The sequence below is a fragment of the Streptomyces sp. NPDC050842 genome (assembly GCF_044456565.1).
In the GTDB taxonomy this organism is placed as follows: Bacteria; Actinomycetota; Actinomycetes; order Streptomycetales; family Streptomycetaceae; genus Streptomyces.
Genome location: NZ_JBITGA010000003.1, coordinates 571,883 through 585,701, shown reverse-complemented (window position 1 = coordinate 585,701; position 13,819 = coordinate 571,883). Strand labels below are relative to the sequence as shown.

The following is a 13,819-nucleotide window of genomic DNA, read 5'->3' as shown; positions in this document are numbered from 1 at the left end:
CCGCGGCTCGGGCCCGTCGCCGGGATCCTTAAGGCGGGCTTGAGCCGAGCCTCACGGCTGGTTAACCTCGACCTTCGGTGACGGTCCGTCAGCCGATCGGGCGGGGCCGTTTCTCGCGGGGCGCCGGCGGCCGCGGCGGGTCCTGCCCCATGGCTTGTGGACGGACAGTGCCGTCGCCGCGACCAGCAGCACCAGAGCGATGCTCATGCTGATCACCAGCTGCAGGCCGACGGATTCGGAGGCCGTGTCCAGGTCCGCCTGTCGGCGCAGCCAGTGCTGGAGGAGGAAGTGGCCGTCCAGCATCAGGGTGACGGTGACGACGAGTTTGGTCGCGATCCAGTAGTGCTTCAGCAGGCCCCACTGCGTCGCCATCGCGAGGAGCAGGCCGGTCAGCAGGGTCATCCAGGCGATACCGACGGTCAGTTCGAGCCCGAGGATCTCCATGACGACGCGGGTCGCGCGGACGACTTCCGGGTCGTCGGTGGTGAGGCCGACCAGCCCGAGGAGGAGCTGGGCGATCTCGACTCCCACCCAGCCGACCGCCACCGTCACATGGAGGGTGAGGATCGCCTTGCGCCATCGCGGGGAGAGGCGCCGGCCCCTTCCGGCGGCGGGCGTTGTCCGGGGTCGGTTCATGCGTCCTGCCTCCGGTCGTCGTACCGGACGCCCGGCGAGACGCCGAACAGGAGGAACGCCCCTGCGGGGATCATCGTGACGCCCGCGCTCACCGCAGCCGTGGTGGCCGGGGAGGCGAAGGTGAGGCCGGCCGCGGCCGCGGCGGTGACCAGCGCGACGACGGCGCCGTACGCGGCGACGGTGATACGGATCAGGCGCAGCCGTTCCGCCTCCGGTCGTCGGGTCCGGCTCAGCAGCCAGGCCAGGGAGGGCAGCAGCAGGACGGCGTGCATGGTGACGGCATGGGCGGGGCGCAGGAAGCCCGCCGACCGGTAGGCCTCGGCCGCGCGGCCGGCACCCTCAAGGGTCAGCCCGTAGGCGATCATCACCGCTCCGGCCGCCATGGAGCCGGTGAGCGCCACCAGTCCGGCGCGGAGCGCGAGCCGCATGCTGGGGGCGACGGTCGGGCTGGGGGCGGCAGCCGGAATGGCGCGCAGTGCGGCGACGGTGAGGGCGACGACGGCGGCGACGAGGGTGACGCCGCCGGCCGCGAGGGCGCGGGTGACGACGGTGTCGAAGGTGGTCTCGGTGTTGAAGTGCGAGGGGACACCGCGCCATGCCTGGAGGGTGATCAGACCGGTCTCCAGCAGGGACGCCGCGGTGAACGCGCCCAGGAGGAGCGTGCGGGTGCGCGCGGCGAGCGGGAGGAGCCGGCAGATCCAGGTGACGGTCAGCACGCTGATCCCGAAGGACAGCCCGAAGGTGATCGGCTTCCGCCAGGAGACGGGGCCGTCCCACGGGCCGCCGTCCAGCACGAGGACGGCGGTGTGGAAGGCGGCGGAGGCGAGCAGCAGCAGGCCCGCGGCGACGGGGATCCGCCGGGCCGGGCGCCCGGGCCCGGCTCCTCGTACGGGCGAGGCGGCGGTCATGGCGGCGGTCATGCGTTCACGGCCGGTGCGGTCGGTGCGGCCGGTGCCGTCGGGCGCGAGCGGACCAGCGCGACCGCGGCCCAGACCAGCCAGGCCGTTCCGCCGAAGCGGACGACGGGCAGCAGGTAGCCGAAGTCGAGGGCGAGGAGCGTGAGGGTGGCGGCCAGTCCGGCGGCGGCGATGACCAGCCCGGTGGTGGCGCAGGCGCGCGGCAGGAGCCCGCTCCTCCGGGCCGCCAGGCAGGTGCCTGCCGCCAGGAACGCGAAGGACACGGCGTATCCGAGACCGCCGGCGAGGAAGGACAGGTCGGCCAGGGCGCGGGCCAGGGCCGCGGGCGCCTCCTCCGGAAGCCGGCCGAGGGTCCAGGTGAGCGCGGCGCTGGAGGCCAGCGCGCCACCGGCAAGGACTCCGCCGGCGAGGACGGTCGCCGCCGCGGCGCCGTGGTCCTGTCCCTGCCCCTGCCCCCGTCGCACCAGCGCGGCCAGGGTGGCGGCGGCGGGCACCAGGAGCACGGCGGCGACGAGCAGCAGGAAGGCGCCCAGGTTGATCGCCGTGCCGTTGTCGCGTACGTAGTCGCGCAGGATGTCGCCGCCGGGGGTGTCGGGCTGCGGGGTGGAGCGGTTGGTGACGACGTACGCGGCGGTGAGTGCGGCGTAGGAGAGCGAGAGGGTGAGCAGCGGGACGGCGGCGCGCGGTCGCGGGGCGGCTTGGGCGGCTTGGGACTCACGTACTGATGTGGGCATGACAGCTCCCGGATCATGGGTGAAGGGAATCGCTGAAGTGAATCGGCGGGCGGTGCGGGCGTGGAACCCCGGTGCGTGACAGCCAGAATGCCGCCGCGGGGGTGCCAGGGTCGTCCCGCGGCGGGAGGCGGTACGACTACTCCGCGGGGAGTAGTCCACTCCGGGGCGGCGAGCCCGCCAGGGGCGTGGAGTCGAGGTAGCGGACCTCGTAGACGCGCTCGGCGAACTTCCAGCCGTCCGGGGTGCGTTGGTAGCGGTCGTGGTAGACGGCGTGGTCATCGTCCAGCCGGATGGTGCCGGGGTGGACGTTCTGCACGAAGAACTCCCAGAGGCCCTGACCCCGGTCGGCCGGCGCCTCCGCGAGGATCTCCAGCAGGCTCACGACCTCCTCCGAGCGGGACTCGCCCGCGCCGAGGCGGCCGGTCTGGGCGCGGGCCGTATACGGCTCGGGGTCATCGGCACACTCGGATACGAACTCCGCCCGCGCCTCGACGCGTTCCGCAGCCGCTACCCCGGCAGTGACGTGCAGTTCACCGAAGTCGTGGGCAGCGACCCGTTCACCTCCCTGCGCACCGGGGAGACGGACGTGAACGTGCTGTGGCCGCCCGTCGCCGAGCCGGACCTCACCGTCGGCCCCACCATGGCCACCGGAGGCCGCGTCCTGGCCGTGCCGGCGGAGCATCCGCCGGCCGTGCGCGACACGGTGTCCCCGGAGGACCTCGCCGACGACCAGGTCGCCGCCCCCCTGTGGCCACCGACCTCCCCTGTGACCACTGGCCCTCACAGCGCCCGGGACCGGGGACGGAGATCAGCGTTCCGTACGGGAAACAGTCGGGATGCCGCCGGGTAACACCGGCCGCGCACGCTTCCCGGTATGAGTACACGGATCGTGGTGGTCGGGGGCGGAACGGCGGGCGCCCGGCTCGCCCAGCGCCTGCCCGTCACCCTCCTCGGCGAGGAACCGCACGCCCCGTACAACAGGGTGCTGCTCGCGGACGTCCTCGCCGGGCGGTACGCCCCCGAGGTGATCGCCCTGCCCGGGACCCGGGAGCCGGTACGGCTCGGGGTACGGGCGGTACGGATCGACCGGGCGGCGCGGACGGTGGAGTGCGCGGACGGCTCCCTCGTCGGCTACGACCGGCTGGTCCTGGCCACGGGCTCCAACCCGGTGCTGCCGCCGCTGCGCGGCCTGCGCGGGGCGGCGCTGCCGGAGGGCGTCCACCCCTTCCGTACGCTCGACGACTGCCTGACGCTGCGCGCGCTCGTCCGGCCCGGGGTGCGGGCGGTGGTCATCGGCGGCGGGCTCCTCGGGGTCTCGGCGGCGCGGGCGCTCGCGGCGCTGGGCGCGGAGGTCGTCCTGACCCAGCAGGGCGAGCGCCTGATGGAACGCCAACTCGACGTCCAGGCCTCGGCCCTGCTGCGCGACCACGTGGAGTCCCTCGGCGTCGAGGTGCACACGGAGTGCCGGGTCAGCGGCCTGCGACAGCGGGACGGGGCGGTGACGGCGGTCGAACTCGCCGACGGCTTCGTCCTCGACGCCCAGGTCGTGGTCCTGGCCTGCGGGGTCAGGCCCCGGACGGCACTGGCGCGGGAGGCGGGCCTCGACGTCGGCAGGGGCGTCCTGATCGACGACGAACTCCGCACGTCCGACCCGTACATCCACGCGATCGGCGACTGCGCGGAACACGCGGGCCGCGTCTACGGCCTGGCCGGCCCGGCCCTGGAACAGGCGGACGTCCTGGCGAACGTCCTCCTGACCGAGGCGCCCGCGACGGACCACGCGGCAACGGACTCCGGCCCCCGATACACCGGCACCCGCGCCCTCACCCGCCTCACCCTCGGCGGCCCCCACCCCCTGGACCTCGCCGCCTTCGGCGACGCGACCGCCCGGCCGGGCGACGACGTCGTCCAGCTCACCGACGCCACCCAAGGCGCCTACCGCAAGGTCGTCGTCCGCGGTGACCGGCTCGTCGGGGGCGTCCTCCTCGGCGACCTGGCCGCGGTCGGCGCGCTCGCCCGGGCCTGGGAGGGCGACGAAGCCCTCCCGGAGGCCCCCCTGCTGCACCTGCTCACCCACGACGGAGGCTCCTCATGACCACCCCCACCATCGTCCTGGTCGGCCACGGAATGGTCGGCCAGCGATTCCTGGAGGCGCTCGCCGACCGTGGCGTCACCGAGCGGGCCCGGATCGTGGTCCTCTGCGAGGAGCCGCGCCCGGCCTACGACCGCGTGCAGCTGACCTCGTACTTCTCGGGGAAGAGCGCCGAGGACCTGTCGATGGTCGAGGCCGGGTTCCTGGAGAAGCACGGCATCGAGCTGCACCTCGGCGACCCGGCGGAGTCGGTGGACCGGGAGGCCCGTACGGTCACCGCCCGCTCCGGGCAGGTCTTCGCGTACGACACGCTCGTCCTCGCCACCGGCTCGTACCCCTTCGTCCCGCCGGTCCCCGGCAAGGACGCCCGCGGCTGCTTCGTCTACCGCACGATCGAGGACCTGCTCGCCATCGAGGAGTACGCGAAGACGGCGACGACCGGCGCGGTCGTCGGCGGCGGGCTGCTCGGCCTGGAGGCGGCGGGCGCGCTCAAGGGGCTCGGGCTCGACACGCACGTCGTGGAGTTCGCACCGCGCCTGATGCCGGTGCAGGTCGACGAGGGCGGCGGCGCGGCGCTCCTTCGCACGATCGAGCGGATGGGCCTGAGCGTCCACACGGGGACGGGCACGCAGGAGGTCCTGACGGCGGACGGCGCCGTGACCGGCATGAAGCTCTCGGACGGCTCCGAACTGGCCGCGGACATGGTCGTGTTCTCGGCGGGCGTGCGCCCCCGTGACCAGCTGGCCCGCGACTGCGGCCTGGACGTCGGCGAGCGCGGCGGCATCGCGGTCGACGAGCGGTGCCGTACGTCGGACCCCGCGGTGTTCGCGATCGGCGAGTGCGCGCTCGCCGTGGACGGCCGGGTGTACGGCCTGGTGGCGCCAGGCTACGAGATGGCGCAGACGGTGGCGGCGGCGATCGCCGACGAAACGGTCGACGGCTTCACGGGCGCCGACATGTCGACCAAGCTCAAGCTCCTCGGCGTGGACGTGGCCTCGTTCGGCGACGCGCACGGCGCGGCCGAGGGCTGCCTCGACGTCGTCTACTCCGACTCCCGCTCGGGCGTCTACAAGAAGCTGGTGATCTCCGGCGACGGGGTGCTGCTCGGCGGCGTCCTGGTCGGCGACGCCGAGCAGTACGGGCTCCTTCGCCCGCTCACCGGTTCCGTACCGCCCGTCTCCCCCGAGCAGTTGGTGCTCCCGGCGGGCGCGGGCGCGCCGGTGGCGCTCGGCCCGTCGGCGCTGCCGGACGACGCGGTGATCTGCTCCTGCCACAACGTCACGAAGCACGCGATCGGCCAGTGCGAGTCGCTGGCCGAGGTGAAGAAGTGCACCAAGGCCGGTACGGGCTGCGGCAGTTGCGTGAAGGTGATCGAGAAGCTGCTGCCGGCCGCCACCGACAAGGGGCTCTGCGGCTGCTTCTCGTACAACCGCAGCGAGCTGTACGAGATCGCCCGCACGCTCCGGATCACCTCCTTCGCCGCGCTGCTGGACTCGCACGGGCGGGACGGGGCGAAGGGCGGCGAGGGCTGCGAGGTCTGCAAGCCGACGGTCGGCTCGATCCTGGCCTCCCTCAACAACGGTTACATCCTCGACGGCGAGCAGGCCTCCCTCCAGGACACCAACGACCACTTCCTCGCCAACATGCAGCGGAACGGCTCGTACTCGGTCGTGCCGCGCATCCCCGGCGGCGAGATCACCCCGGACAAGCTGATCGTGATCGGCGAGGTGGCACGGGACTTCGGCCTCTACACGAAGATCACGGGCGGCCAGCGGATCGACCTCTTCGGCGCCCGGGTGGACCAACTCCCCTCGATCTGGACCCGCTTGGTCGACGCGGGCTTCGAGTCGGGACACGCCTACGGCAAGGCGCTGCGCACGGTGAAGTCCTGCGTCGGGCAGACCTGGTGCCGGTACGGCGTCCAGGACTCGGTGAAGATGGCGATCCAGCTGGAGCTGCGCTACCGGGGCCTGCGCGCCCCGCACAAGCTCAAGTCGGCGGTCTCGGGCTGCGCCCGCGAGTGCGCGGAGGCCCAGTCGAAGGACTTCGGGATCATCGCGACGGCGAACGGCTGGAACCTGTACGTCGGCGGGAACGGCGGCGCGACCCCGCGCCACGCGGACCTGCTCGCCCAGGACCTCTCGGACGCCGAACTCGTCCGCCTGATCGACCGGTTCCTGATGTTCTATATCCGGACGGGGGACCGGCTGGAGCGGACGTCGACCTGGCTGGAGCGCCTGGAGGGCGGGCTCGACCACCTCAAGGACGTGGTGGTGCACGACTCGCTCGGGCTGTGCGACGAGCTGGAGGCGCTGATGTCGGCGCACGTCGCGGACTACCAGGACGAGTGGGCGCAGACGCTGGACGACCCGGACCGGCTGCGGCGCTTCGTCTCCTTCGTGAACGCGCCGGAGGCGCCGGACCCGTCGGTCCGGTTCATGCCGGAGCGCGACCAGATCAAGCCGGATCTCACGATCCTGACGCTCGGCCCGACGAACAGCACCCTGGAAGGGGCTTCCCGATGACGGCACTCACCTCGACGACGCTCACCTCGACGATGCTCGAACTCTCCCCCTCCCCCGACTCCTGGATGACGGTCTGCGAGGAGTCCCGGCTGACCCCGGGCCGGGGCGTGGCGGCCCTGCTCCCGGACGGCCGGCAGGCGGCGGTCTTCCGGGACCGGTCGGGCCGGACGTACGCGATCGACAACCGCGACCCGTTCACCGGGGCGCAGGTGCTGTCCCGGGGGCTGATCGGCTCGGCGGACGGGCGGCCGTTCGTGGCGTCGCCGCTCCTGAAGCAGCGCTTCGACCTGGAGACGGGCCGCTGCCTGGACGACGACGAGGTCACGGTCGCGGTCTATCCCCTCCGAACCCTTTAGCTTGACCGGTCGTTCCAAAAAGACGTACGGTCTCTCTGTGGCCAGGACCAAGGAATTCGATCCCGACGCCGCGCTCCAGGCCGCTCTCGACCTGTTCTGGGCGCGCGGCTACGAGGCGACGACGATGTCGGACCTCGTGGAGCACCTCGGCGTGGGCCGCGCCAGCATCTACGCGACCTTCGGGAACAAGCACGACCTGTACATGAAGGCGATGGACCGCTACCTGGAGACCCGCGACCCGGAGCTCGTCGAGGAGCTGTCCACGCCGGGCCCGGCCCTGCCGGCCGTGCGCGGGCTCGTCCGCCGCTTCGCCGCCCAGGCGGCGACGGAGGGCGAGCGCCTGAACGGCTGCTTCGTCACCAACTCGGCGGCGGAGCTGGCCCCGCACGACGTGGCCGTCGCACGCCGGGTCGAGCTCAGCTGGGAGCAGGTCGAGACGCTCCTGTACGGGGCGCTCACCCGGGCCCGGGCCGGGGGCGAGCTCCCGGCGGACCGGGATCCGCGCGCCCTGGCCCGGATGCTGCTCGTCCTGCTCCAGGGGATCAGGGTGGTCGGCAAGGCGTCGACGGACCCTGGCAGGGTCCTGGACGCGGCGGAGCAGGCGCTGGAACTGCTGGACTAGAGGAGCCGAGGAGCGGGCGCCCGCAGAGGGGCGCCCTTTCTTCGGGGCCCATATTGGAATGTACGGTCAAGTACAAGGCCACACTCAGGGGGATGGGTCATGCAAGCGACGACGCGGACACGGGGACACGACAGAGCAGCGGCCGGACCCGACCGGCCCCGCACCCGCGGCGGGTTCGCCCTGCTCGGCGGCGTGCAGATGACGCTCATCTTCACGCTCGCCGGCCTCGCCGTCCCCCTCCCCCGCATCCGCGCCGAGTTCGGGCTCGACCGCGCCGACCTGATCCTGCTGACCGCCGCCTACGGCCTGACCTTCGCCGGGCTGCTCCTGCTCGGCGGGCGGCTCGCCGACCGGTTCGGCGGCCGCAGGACCCTCACCGCCGGGCTCCTGGTCTTCGGCACCGCCTCCGCGCTCGCACCGCTCGCCCCGGGGTACGAGGCGCTGCTCGCCGCCCGCTTCGGGCAGGGCGTCGGCGCGGCGCTCGTCGCCCCGGCCGCGATGGCCGTGCTCCGGGCGCTGTTCCCGGCACCGGCCGCGTACGGCAGGGCGATGGCCACCTGGGGCGGGCTCTCCGTGCTCGGCGCGACCTCAGGGAACCTCCTCTCCGGGGTGATCGCGGCCGCCGTCTCCTGGCGCGGCACCTTCGCCGTACCGGTCGCCGTGACCCTCGCGGCGCTGCTCCTCGCGCCCCGGCTGCTGCCCGCGACCCCGCCCGGTACGGGCCGGGCCCTGGACCTGCCCGGCGCGCTGCTCGCCACCGCCGGGATCACGCTCGCCAGCTTCGGGCTCGTCCTCACCGACGCCCACCCCTGGGGCTCCGCCCCGGTCCTCGTCCCGCTGCTCACCGGACTGGCCCTCCTCGCCGCCTTCGCGGCCGTCGAGCGGCGGACCGCCGACCCGCTGCTGCCGCCCGACTTCCTCCGCGACGGCCGCCGGGGCCTGGGCCTCGCGGCGATCGGGCTCACGGCGGCGGGAACGGCCACGGTGTTCCTCCTGCTGTCCCTCGCCCTCCAGGAGGGGCGCGGCTGGTCCGCGCTGCTCACCTCCGCCGCCTTCGTGCCCTTCGCGGTCGCCCTGCTCGGCGCGGGACGGCTCGCGGGCCCGCTGATCGGGCGGTACGGCCCCGGCGGGGTGACCGGAGCCGGGCTCGGCACGGCCGCCGCCGGGCTCGGGCTGCTCGCCGCGACCGGCTTCGACACCACCGTCCCGTACGCGTACGGGCTGCTGCCCGGCCTCGTGCTGCTCGCGGCCGGTAGCGCCGGGTCCTTCGCGGGCGCCGCCGTCCTCGCCACCGACGGCGTCCCGGCGCACCGCGCGGGGCTCGCGGGCGGCGTCCTGAACACGGCGATGGAGCTCGGGCCGACCGTGGTCTTCGCCGCACTGCTCACCCTCGGCTCCGACGCGGTGTCGCTGGCGGCCGCGGCCGTCGCGTTCACCGCTCTAGCGGCCACCACGATCCGTACCAAGTAGAAGCAAGCAAACACGCACGCACACAAGCACGCACGCACAGGGGAGTCGACTCACATGTCCGCATCAGCCGCCCGCTTCACCGACCGCACCGTCCTCGTCACCGGCGCCGGCTCCGGCCTCGGCCGGGCCATCGCGCTCGCCTTCGCCGCCGAGGGCGCGAAGGTCGTCGTCGCCGGCCGTACCGCCGAGCCCCTCGACGCGACGGTCGCCCTGATCGAGGCCGCCGGGGGTACCGCGGCCGCGGTCACGGCCGACGTGTCCGGCGCCGAGTCCACGCGGGAGCTGGTCCGGCGCACGGTCGAGCTCTTCGGGGGTCTCGACGTCGCCGTGAACAACGCCGGGGTCTTCCGGGGCGGCCACAGCGCGGCCGACTTCCCCCTGGAGGACTGGCAGACGCTGCTCGACATCAACGTGACGGGGGTGCTGCACGCCCTCCAGGCCGAGGTGGCGCACATGCGGGCGCACGGCGGCGGGGCGATCGTGAACATCTCGTCCAACCTGGGTCCGCACGTCCGGATCCCCGGGGTCTTCGGCTACCAGGTCTCGAAGGCGGCCGTCTCGGCCCTCACCAGGGCCGCGGCCCTGGACCACATCGCCGACGGGGTGCGGATCAACGCGGTCAGCCCGGGCGCCGCGGAGTCCTCGATGTCGCTGCAGCCCGGCGAGACCGAGGCCGAGCGGGCGGTCCGGATGAAGGAGCAGTCGCCGCTGGGCCGGATCTCGTCCGCCGCGGAGGTGGCGGCGGCGGTCCTGTACCTCGCCTCGGACGCGGCGGGCTCCGCCGTCGGCACCGACCTGGTGATCGACGGCGGGGTCTCCGCCTGACATACGCCGGGAGTCCGGGGGTCCGAGGCCCCTGGGTCCGGTGGGAGGGGCTCAGCCCTGGGCGGCGGCCGGGTCCATCCAGAAGACCTCCCAGTGGTGGCCGTCCAGGTCGGTGAAGGAGCGGCCGTACATGAAGCCCATGTCCATCGGCTCCTTCGCCGGGCTGCCACCGGCGGCGAGGGCCGCGTCGGCCAGCTCGTCGGCCTTCGCGCGGCTCTCGGCGCTCAGCGTGACGAGCACCTCGGTGGTCTTCGTGGCGTCGGAGATCTCCTTGCCCGGGGCGGTGAAGGTCTTGAACTTCTCCTCCGTGAGCAGCATCGCGAAGATCGTGTCGCTGATGACGACGCACGAGGCGGTCTCGTCGGTGAACTGCTCGTTGATCGAGAAGCCGAGCTTCACGAAGAAGGCCTTGCTGGCGTCGAGGTCCTTCACGGGCAGGTTCACGAAGATCATCTGCGGGGCCATGACGTGCTCTCTTCCGTCGGGCGGCCGGACGCTCGGTGCGTTCCGGCGCTTTCAAGAGGTAGGACGGGCGTCCCGCCCGTAACTCATCGCTCTCCCGAGGATCCTTTTCGCTCAGGCCGCGGAGCGCAGCTCCAGCGCCGCCAACGGTACGAATCCGCCGCCTCCGCCCCCGGTCCCGGCGTCCGGTCCGGCGAGCCTGCGCAGCATCGCGACGGCGATCCGCTCGCCCTGCGCCTTGGCCCGCTCGGCCCGCGGCCCCCGGTGGAGGCCGTCGACGGTGGCGTGCCAGAGCTGGACCCAGCGGCCGAAGTGGGCGGCGGTGAGCGGCCGCGCGGAGTGGAGGGCGGCGTGCGGCGCGAAGGCGTCCCGCCCGTACTCGGCGGTACGGAAGAGGGCGCGCTCCCAGAAGTCGGTGATCCGCGGCAGGTGGACCTCCAGGTCCGTGCCGGCGATCTCGGTGAAGAAGGGCCCGATGAGCGGATCGGCGAAGGCGGCGCCGTAGAAGCGCCGCAGCAGCACGTCGAGGTCGTCACGGTCGCTGATGTCCCGGGTGGCGCGCATGCCCCCCAGTGTGCCCGCCCGGACCCCGCTCCCCCAGTGCCGAACGTCCCGGGTGCGGTCGGTGGGCGCCCCGGCATCCCGGGGCGCCGAGGCGTCCGCGGACGAGGCCCCGCGCCTCCCCCACCTGCGACGCCGCGCTTCGCCCCGCACCCGCCTCTTCCCCTTCATCGCTTGTTGATGCACCGTCAACTCCGTACTCCTAGGTTCCGGAAGCGCGCGACCCCGCCGCCGACCGGCTTGGCGGGGCGGTTCATCACCCTCTTCAGGAGTGAGACGTGGAGCGACGCAGTTTCCTGCGTGGAGCGGTCATCGGCACCTCCGCCGCCGCCTTCGGCGGCAGCCTCTGGCACGGGGCGGCCTTCGCCGCGCCCGCCCAGCCCGGCGCGGGCCCGTACGGGGCGCTCGGCGCGGCGAACTCGCACGGCATCCAGCTGCCGGCCGGTTTCACCAGCCGGATCATCGCCCGGTCCGGCCAGACCGTGACGGGCACCTCGTACACCTGGCACAACGCCCCCGACGGCGGCGCCTGCTTCGTCGACGGCACGGGCTGGATCTACGTGTCGAACTCGGAGATCAACCCGAGCGGCGGCGCGAGCGCCGTGCGGTTCGACTCCGCGGGCACGATCACCGGCGCGTACCGGATCCTCTCCGGCACCCGTCAGAACTGCGCGGGCGGCGCCACCCCGTGGAACACCTGGCTCTCCTGCGAGGAGGTGTCCCTCGGCTACGTCTACGAGTCGAACCCGTGGGGCGGCACGGCCTACCGCCGTGACGCGATGGGCAAGTTCAAGCACGAGGCCGCCGCCGCCGACCCGGTCCGCAAGGCGATCTACCTGACCGAGGACGAGTCGGACGGCTGCTTCTACCGCTTCGTCCCCACCACCTGGGGCAACCTCTCCTCCGGCACCCTCCAGGTCTTCAAGGCCGGCACGGCCACCTCCGGCACGTTCACCTGGCAGAACGTGCCGGACCCGGACGGCGCGCCGACCACCACCCGCAACCAGGTCTCCGGCGCCAAGCGCTTCAACGGCGGCGAGGGCTGCTACTACGCGGACGACACCGTCTGGTTCACCACCAAGGGCGACAACCGCGTCTGGCAGGTCAACCTCGCCGCCGGCACGTACGAGCTGGCCTACGACGACTCGCTCGTCTCCGGCACGGCCCCGCTGACCGGCGTCGACAACGTCACCGGCACGACCTCCGGCGACCTGTTCGTCTCCGAGGACGGCGGCAACATGGAGATCTGCGTCATCACCCCGGACGACATCGTCGCCCCGTTCCTCCGCATCACGGGCCAGTCCAGCTCCGAGATCACCGGACCGGCGTTCTCGCCCGACGGCAAGCGGCTGTACTTCTCCAGCCAGCGCGGTACGACGGGCAGCTCCTCGGGCGGCATCACCTACGAGGTGACCGGCCCGTTCCGCGCGTAATGGCGCAGGTCGGCCGTCCGCAGGTCGGCCTTCCGTAGATCCACCGTCCGTTGGGCGCCGCCGAGCAGGGCGGCGCCCAACGGCGTCAGCGTGTGCAGGACCGCGTTGCCGTGGCGCAGGGTCGCGATGAGCCCGGCCTCCCGGAGCACGCCCGCGTGCTGGCTCGCGGAGGCGAGCGACACCCCGGCCCGGCGCGCGAGCTCGCTCGTCGTACCGCCGTCCCCGATGGCGTGCAGGACCGCCGAGCGGGTCTGGCCGACCAGCTTGGCGAGCGAGGAGCCGCCCGGCGAGCGGACGGTCGGCGCCTCGCCGTGCGTGACGGGGTACACGAGCACCGGCGGCAGCGCGGGGTCGCGCAGCACCACCGGGGTCCCCCGGCAGAAGTACGAGGGCTGGAGCAGCAGCCCCCGCCCGTCGAGGTGGACGTCCCGGTCGACCGGGTAGTCGGCCTCCAGGACGGGCGCGCGCCAGCGGAGCATCGGCGGCAGCGAGGCGAGCAGTTCGTCCGCGCCGCCGTCGAGCAGGGCCCGGCCCCGACGGGCCCGGTCGGCCTCCACACGGGCCCGGATGTGCGGCCAGTACGGCTCGATCGCGGCCCGGTGATAGCTGCGCAGGGCCCCCACGAGCCGGTCGAAGGGCTCCGCGCCGCCGTCGGCGAGGGCGCGCAGCGAGTGGGGCACGGTCCGGCCCCCGGAGCGGTCGGCGGCGAGCAGGGAGAGCTCGTCGCGGAGCCGTCCCGAGTCGGTCGCGCGGATCGCCCGGAGGCCCTCGTCGAGGCCGTTGACGCCTTCGGCGGGCGTCAGGAAGTCGGGAAAATAGCCGCGGCTGGGAACGAGGGCGGCGAGCAGACGGGTCTCACCGCCGAGCCGCATCCGGGCGTCCGAGCGCCATTCCCGGTAGACGACGGATCCGCGCCGGTCCCTTAAGCGGTGAAAGCTGAGAATGGTTTCCCACAGAACATCCGGCCGGGCGGCCGTCCGCACCCCCGCCAAGTCGTTTCCGGTGAAATGAATCCGCAGCATGACGTCCCCACCTGTGCACTCGCAACCACCCCCGACGACGAGTATGCACAGCATCACAGCACGTTACCAGGGTGTTTCAGCCACAGTTGAAAAGCATCGCGGCGATCGGGGGAGAAACGAAAAGCTGTGCGGGTCGGGCAGGAAACCTTCAGGACCGAGGTGAC

Annotated in this window: 15 protein-coding genes; 8 read left to right on the top strand and 7 right to left on the bottom strand. The window is 73.3% G+C overall.

Going from position 1 to position 13,819, the window contains the following annotated elements:
- Positions 1-51 precede the first annotated feature (51 nt).
- From ACIBG6_RS11815 to ACIBG6_RS11800, 4 genes are all read right to left on the bottom strand, one after another.
- Positions 52-636 carry a hypothetical protein gene (locus tag ACIBG6_RS11815; protein WP_399222417.1) on the bottom strand — a complete coding sequence of 195 codons (585 nt, stop codon included), beginning with the start codon at positions 634-636 and terminating at the stop codon, positions 52-54.
- Positions 633-1,556 (bottom strand): hypothetical protein, encoded by a 924-nt coding sequence (locus ACIBG6_RS11810; protein WP_399222416.1) that lies wholly within the window; start codon positions 1,554-1,556, stop codon positions 633-635. Before ACIBG6_RS11810 ends, ACIBG6_RS11815 begins: the two co-directional genes overlap by 4 nt.
- Positions 1,553-2,287, bottom strand: a complete 735-nt coding sequence (locus ACIBG6_RS11805; protein ID WP_399222415.1) for a DUF4386 domain-containing protein — start codon at positions 2,285-2,287, stop codon at positions 1,553-1,555. The genes ACIBG6_RS11810 and ACIBG6_RS11805 overlap by 4 nt, the downstream gene beginning before the upstream one ends.
- A gap of 136 nt (positions 2,288-2,423) precedes the next feature.
- Complete coding sequence (locus tag ACIBG6_RS11800) at positions 2,424-2,669, bottom strand: hypothetical protein (RefSeq protein WP_399222704.1); 246 nt, start codon at positions 2,667-2,669, stop codon at positions 2,424-2,426.
- Between ACIBG6_RS11800 and ACIBG6_RS11795 the strand changes: the two genes are divergently transcribed.
- The 7 genes from ACIBG6_RS11795 (at position 2,559) to ACIBG6_RS11765 (ending at position 10,177) form a co-directional block, all read left to right on the top strand.
- Positions 2,559-3,137 carry a LysR substrate-binding domain-containing protein gene (locus ACIBG6_RS11795; protein WP_399222414.1) on the top strand — a complete coding sequence of 193 codons (579 nt, stop codon included), beginning with the start codon at positions 2,559-2,561 and terminating at the stop codon, positions 3,135-3,137. The genes ACIBG6_RS11800 and ACIBG6_RS11795 overlap by 111 nt on opposite strands.
- A 24-nt stretch (positions 3,138-3,161) precedes the next feature.
- Positions 3,162-4,382 (top strand): NAD(P)/FAD-dependent oxidoreductase, encoded by a 1,221-nt coding sequence (locus ACIBG6_RS11790; protein WP_399222413.1) that lies wholly within the window; start codon positions 3,162-3,164, stop codon positions 4,380-4,382.
- On the top strand, positions 4,379-6,904 hold the full coding sequence (gene nirB / locus ACIBG6_RS11785) for a nitrite reductase large subunit NirB (RefSeq protein ID WP_399222412.1): 2,526 nt from the start codon (positions 4,379-4,381) through the stop codon (positions 6,902-6,904). Before ACIBG6_RS11790 ends, nirB begins: the two co-directional genes overlap by 4 nt.
- Positions 6,901-7,260 (top strand): nitrite reductase small subunit NirD, encoded by a 360-nt coding sequence (gene nirD / locus ACIBG6_RS11780; protein ID WP_399222411.1) that lies wholly within the window; start codon positions 6,901-6,903, stop codon positions 7,258-7,260. The genes nirB and nirD overlap by 4 nt, the downstream gene beginning before the upstream one ends.
- A gap of 37 nt (positions 7,261-7,297) precedes the next feature.
- The gene (locus ACIBG6_RS11775) at positions 7,298-7,882 is read left to right on the top strand and encodes a TetR family transcriptional regulator (RefSeq protein ID WP_317594980.1); all 585 of its coding nucleotides are present in this window, start codon (positions 7,298-7,300) and stop codon (positions 7,880-7,882) included.
- 99 nt (positions 7,883-7,981) lie between these two features.
- Positions 7,982-9,352: an MFS transporter gene (locus tag ACIBG6_RS11770; protein ID WP_399222410.1), complete on the top strand. Its 1,371-nt coding sequence runs from the start codon at positions 7,982-7,984 to the stop codon at positions 9,350-9,352.
- A gap of 54 nt (positions 9,353-9,406) precedes the next feature.
- Positions 9,407-10,177, top strand: a complete 771-nt coding sequence (locus tag ACIBG6_RS11765) for an SDR family NAD(P)-dependent oxidoreductase (protein WP_399222409.1) — start codon at positions 9,407-9,409, stop codon at positions 10,175-10,177.
- 51 nt (positions 10,178-10,228) lie between these two features.
- Here the strand turns inward: ACIBG6_RS11765 and ACIBG6_RS11760 are convergent, their stop codons facing one another.
- Together ACIBG6_RS11760 and ACIBG6_RS11755 are read right to left on the bottom strand one after the other, a co-directional pair.
- Positions 10,229-10,642: a VOC family protein gene (locus tag ACIBG6_RS11760; RefSeq protein ID WP_399222408.1), complete on the bottom strand. Its 414-nt coding sequence runs from the start codon at positions 10,640-10,642 to the stop codon at positions 10,229-10,231.
- A gap of 111 nt (positions 10,643-10,753) precedes the next feature.
- Complete coding sequence (locus ACIBG6_RS11755; protein WP_399222406.1) at positions 10,754-11,203, bottom strand: group III truncated hemoglobin; 450 nt, start codon at positions 11,201-11,203, stop codon at positions 10,754-10,756.
- A 275-nt stretch (positions 11,204-11,478) separates the two neighbouring features.
- Here ACIBG6_RS11755 and ACIBG6_RS11750 point away from each other — a divergent pair, with 275 nt between their 5' ends.
- A complete protein-coding gene (locus ACIBG6_RS11750) occupies positions 11,479-12,633 on the top strand; it encodes an alkaline phosphatase PhoX (RefSeq protein ID WP_399222405.1) in 1,155 nt (384 codons plus the stop codon).
- Here ACIBG6_RS11750 and ACIBG6_RS11745 read toward each other — a convergent pair.
- A complete protein-coding gene (locus ACIBG6_RS11745) occupies positions 12,603-13,655 on the bottom strand; it encodes a helix-turn-helix domain-containing protein (RefSeq protein WP_399222404.1) in 1,053 nt (350 codons plus the stop codon). The genes ACIBG6_RS11750 and ACIBG6_RS11745 overlap by 31 nt on opposite strands.
- Positions 13,656-13,819: the final 164 nt, after the last annotated feature.

Coding starts and splice junctions, on each gene's coding strand:
- ACIBG6_RS11815 (WP_399222417.1), bottom strand. CDS start 636: ATGAACCGACCCCGGACAACGCCCGCCGCCGGAAGGGGCCGGCGCCTC.
- ACIBG6_RS11810 (WP_399222416.1), bottom strand. CDS start 1,556: ATGACCGCCGCCATGACCGCCGCCTCGCCCGTACGAGGAGCCGGGCCC.
- ACIBG6_RS11805 (WP_399222415.1), bottom strand. CDS start 2,287: ATGCCCACATCAGTACGTGAGTCCCAAGCCGCCCAAGCCGCCCCGCGA.
- ACIBG6_RS11790 (WP_399222413.1), top strand. CDS start 3,162: ATGAGTACACGGATCGTGGTGGTCGGGGGCGGAACGGCGGGCGCCCGG.
- nirB (WP_399222412.1), top strand. CDS start 4,379: ATGACCACCCCCACCATCGTCCTGGTCGGCCACGGAATGGTCGGCCAG.
- nirD (WP_399222411.1), top strand. CDS start 6,901: ATGACGGCACTCACCTCGACGACGCTCACCTCGACGATGCTCGAACTC.
- ACIBG6_RS11770 (WP_399222410.1), top strand. CDS start 7,982: ATGCAAGCGACGACGCGGACACGGGGACACGACAGAGCAGCGGCCGGA.
- ACIBG6_RS11765 (WP_399222409.1), top strand. CDS start 9,407: ATGTCCGCATCAGCCGCCCGCTTCACCGACCGCACCGTCCTCGTCACC.
- ACIBG6_RS11760 (WP_399222408.1), bottom strand. CDS start 10,642: ATGGCCCCGCAGATGATCTTCGTGAACCTGCCCGTGAAGGACCTCGAC.
- ACIBG6_RS11755 (WP_399222406.1), bottom strand. CDS start 11,203: ATGCGCGCCACCCGGGACATCAGCGACCGTGACGACCTCGACGTGCTG.
- ACIBG6_RS11745 (WP_399222404.1), bottom strand. CDS start 13,655: ATGCTGCGGATTCATTTCACCGGAAACGACTTGGCGGGGGTGCGGACG.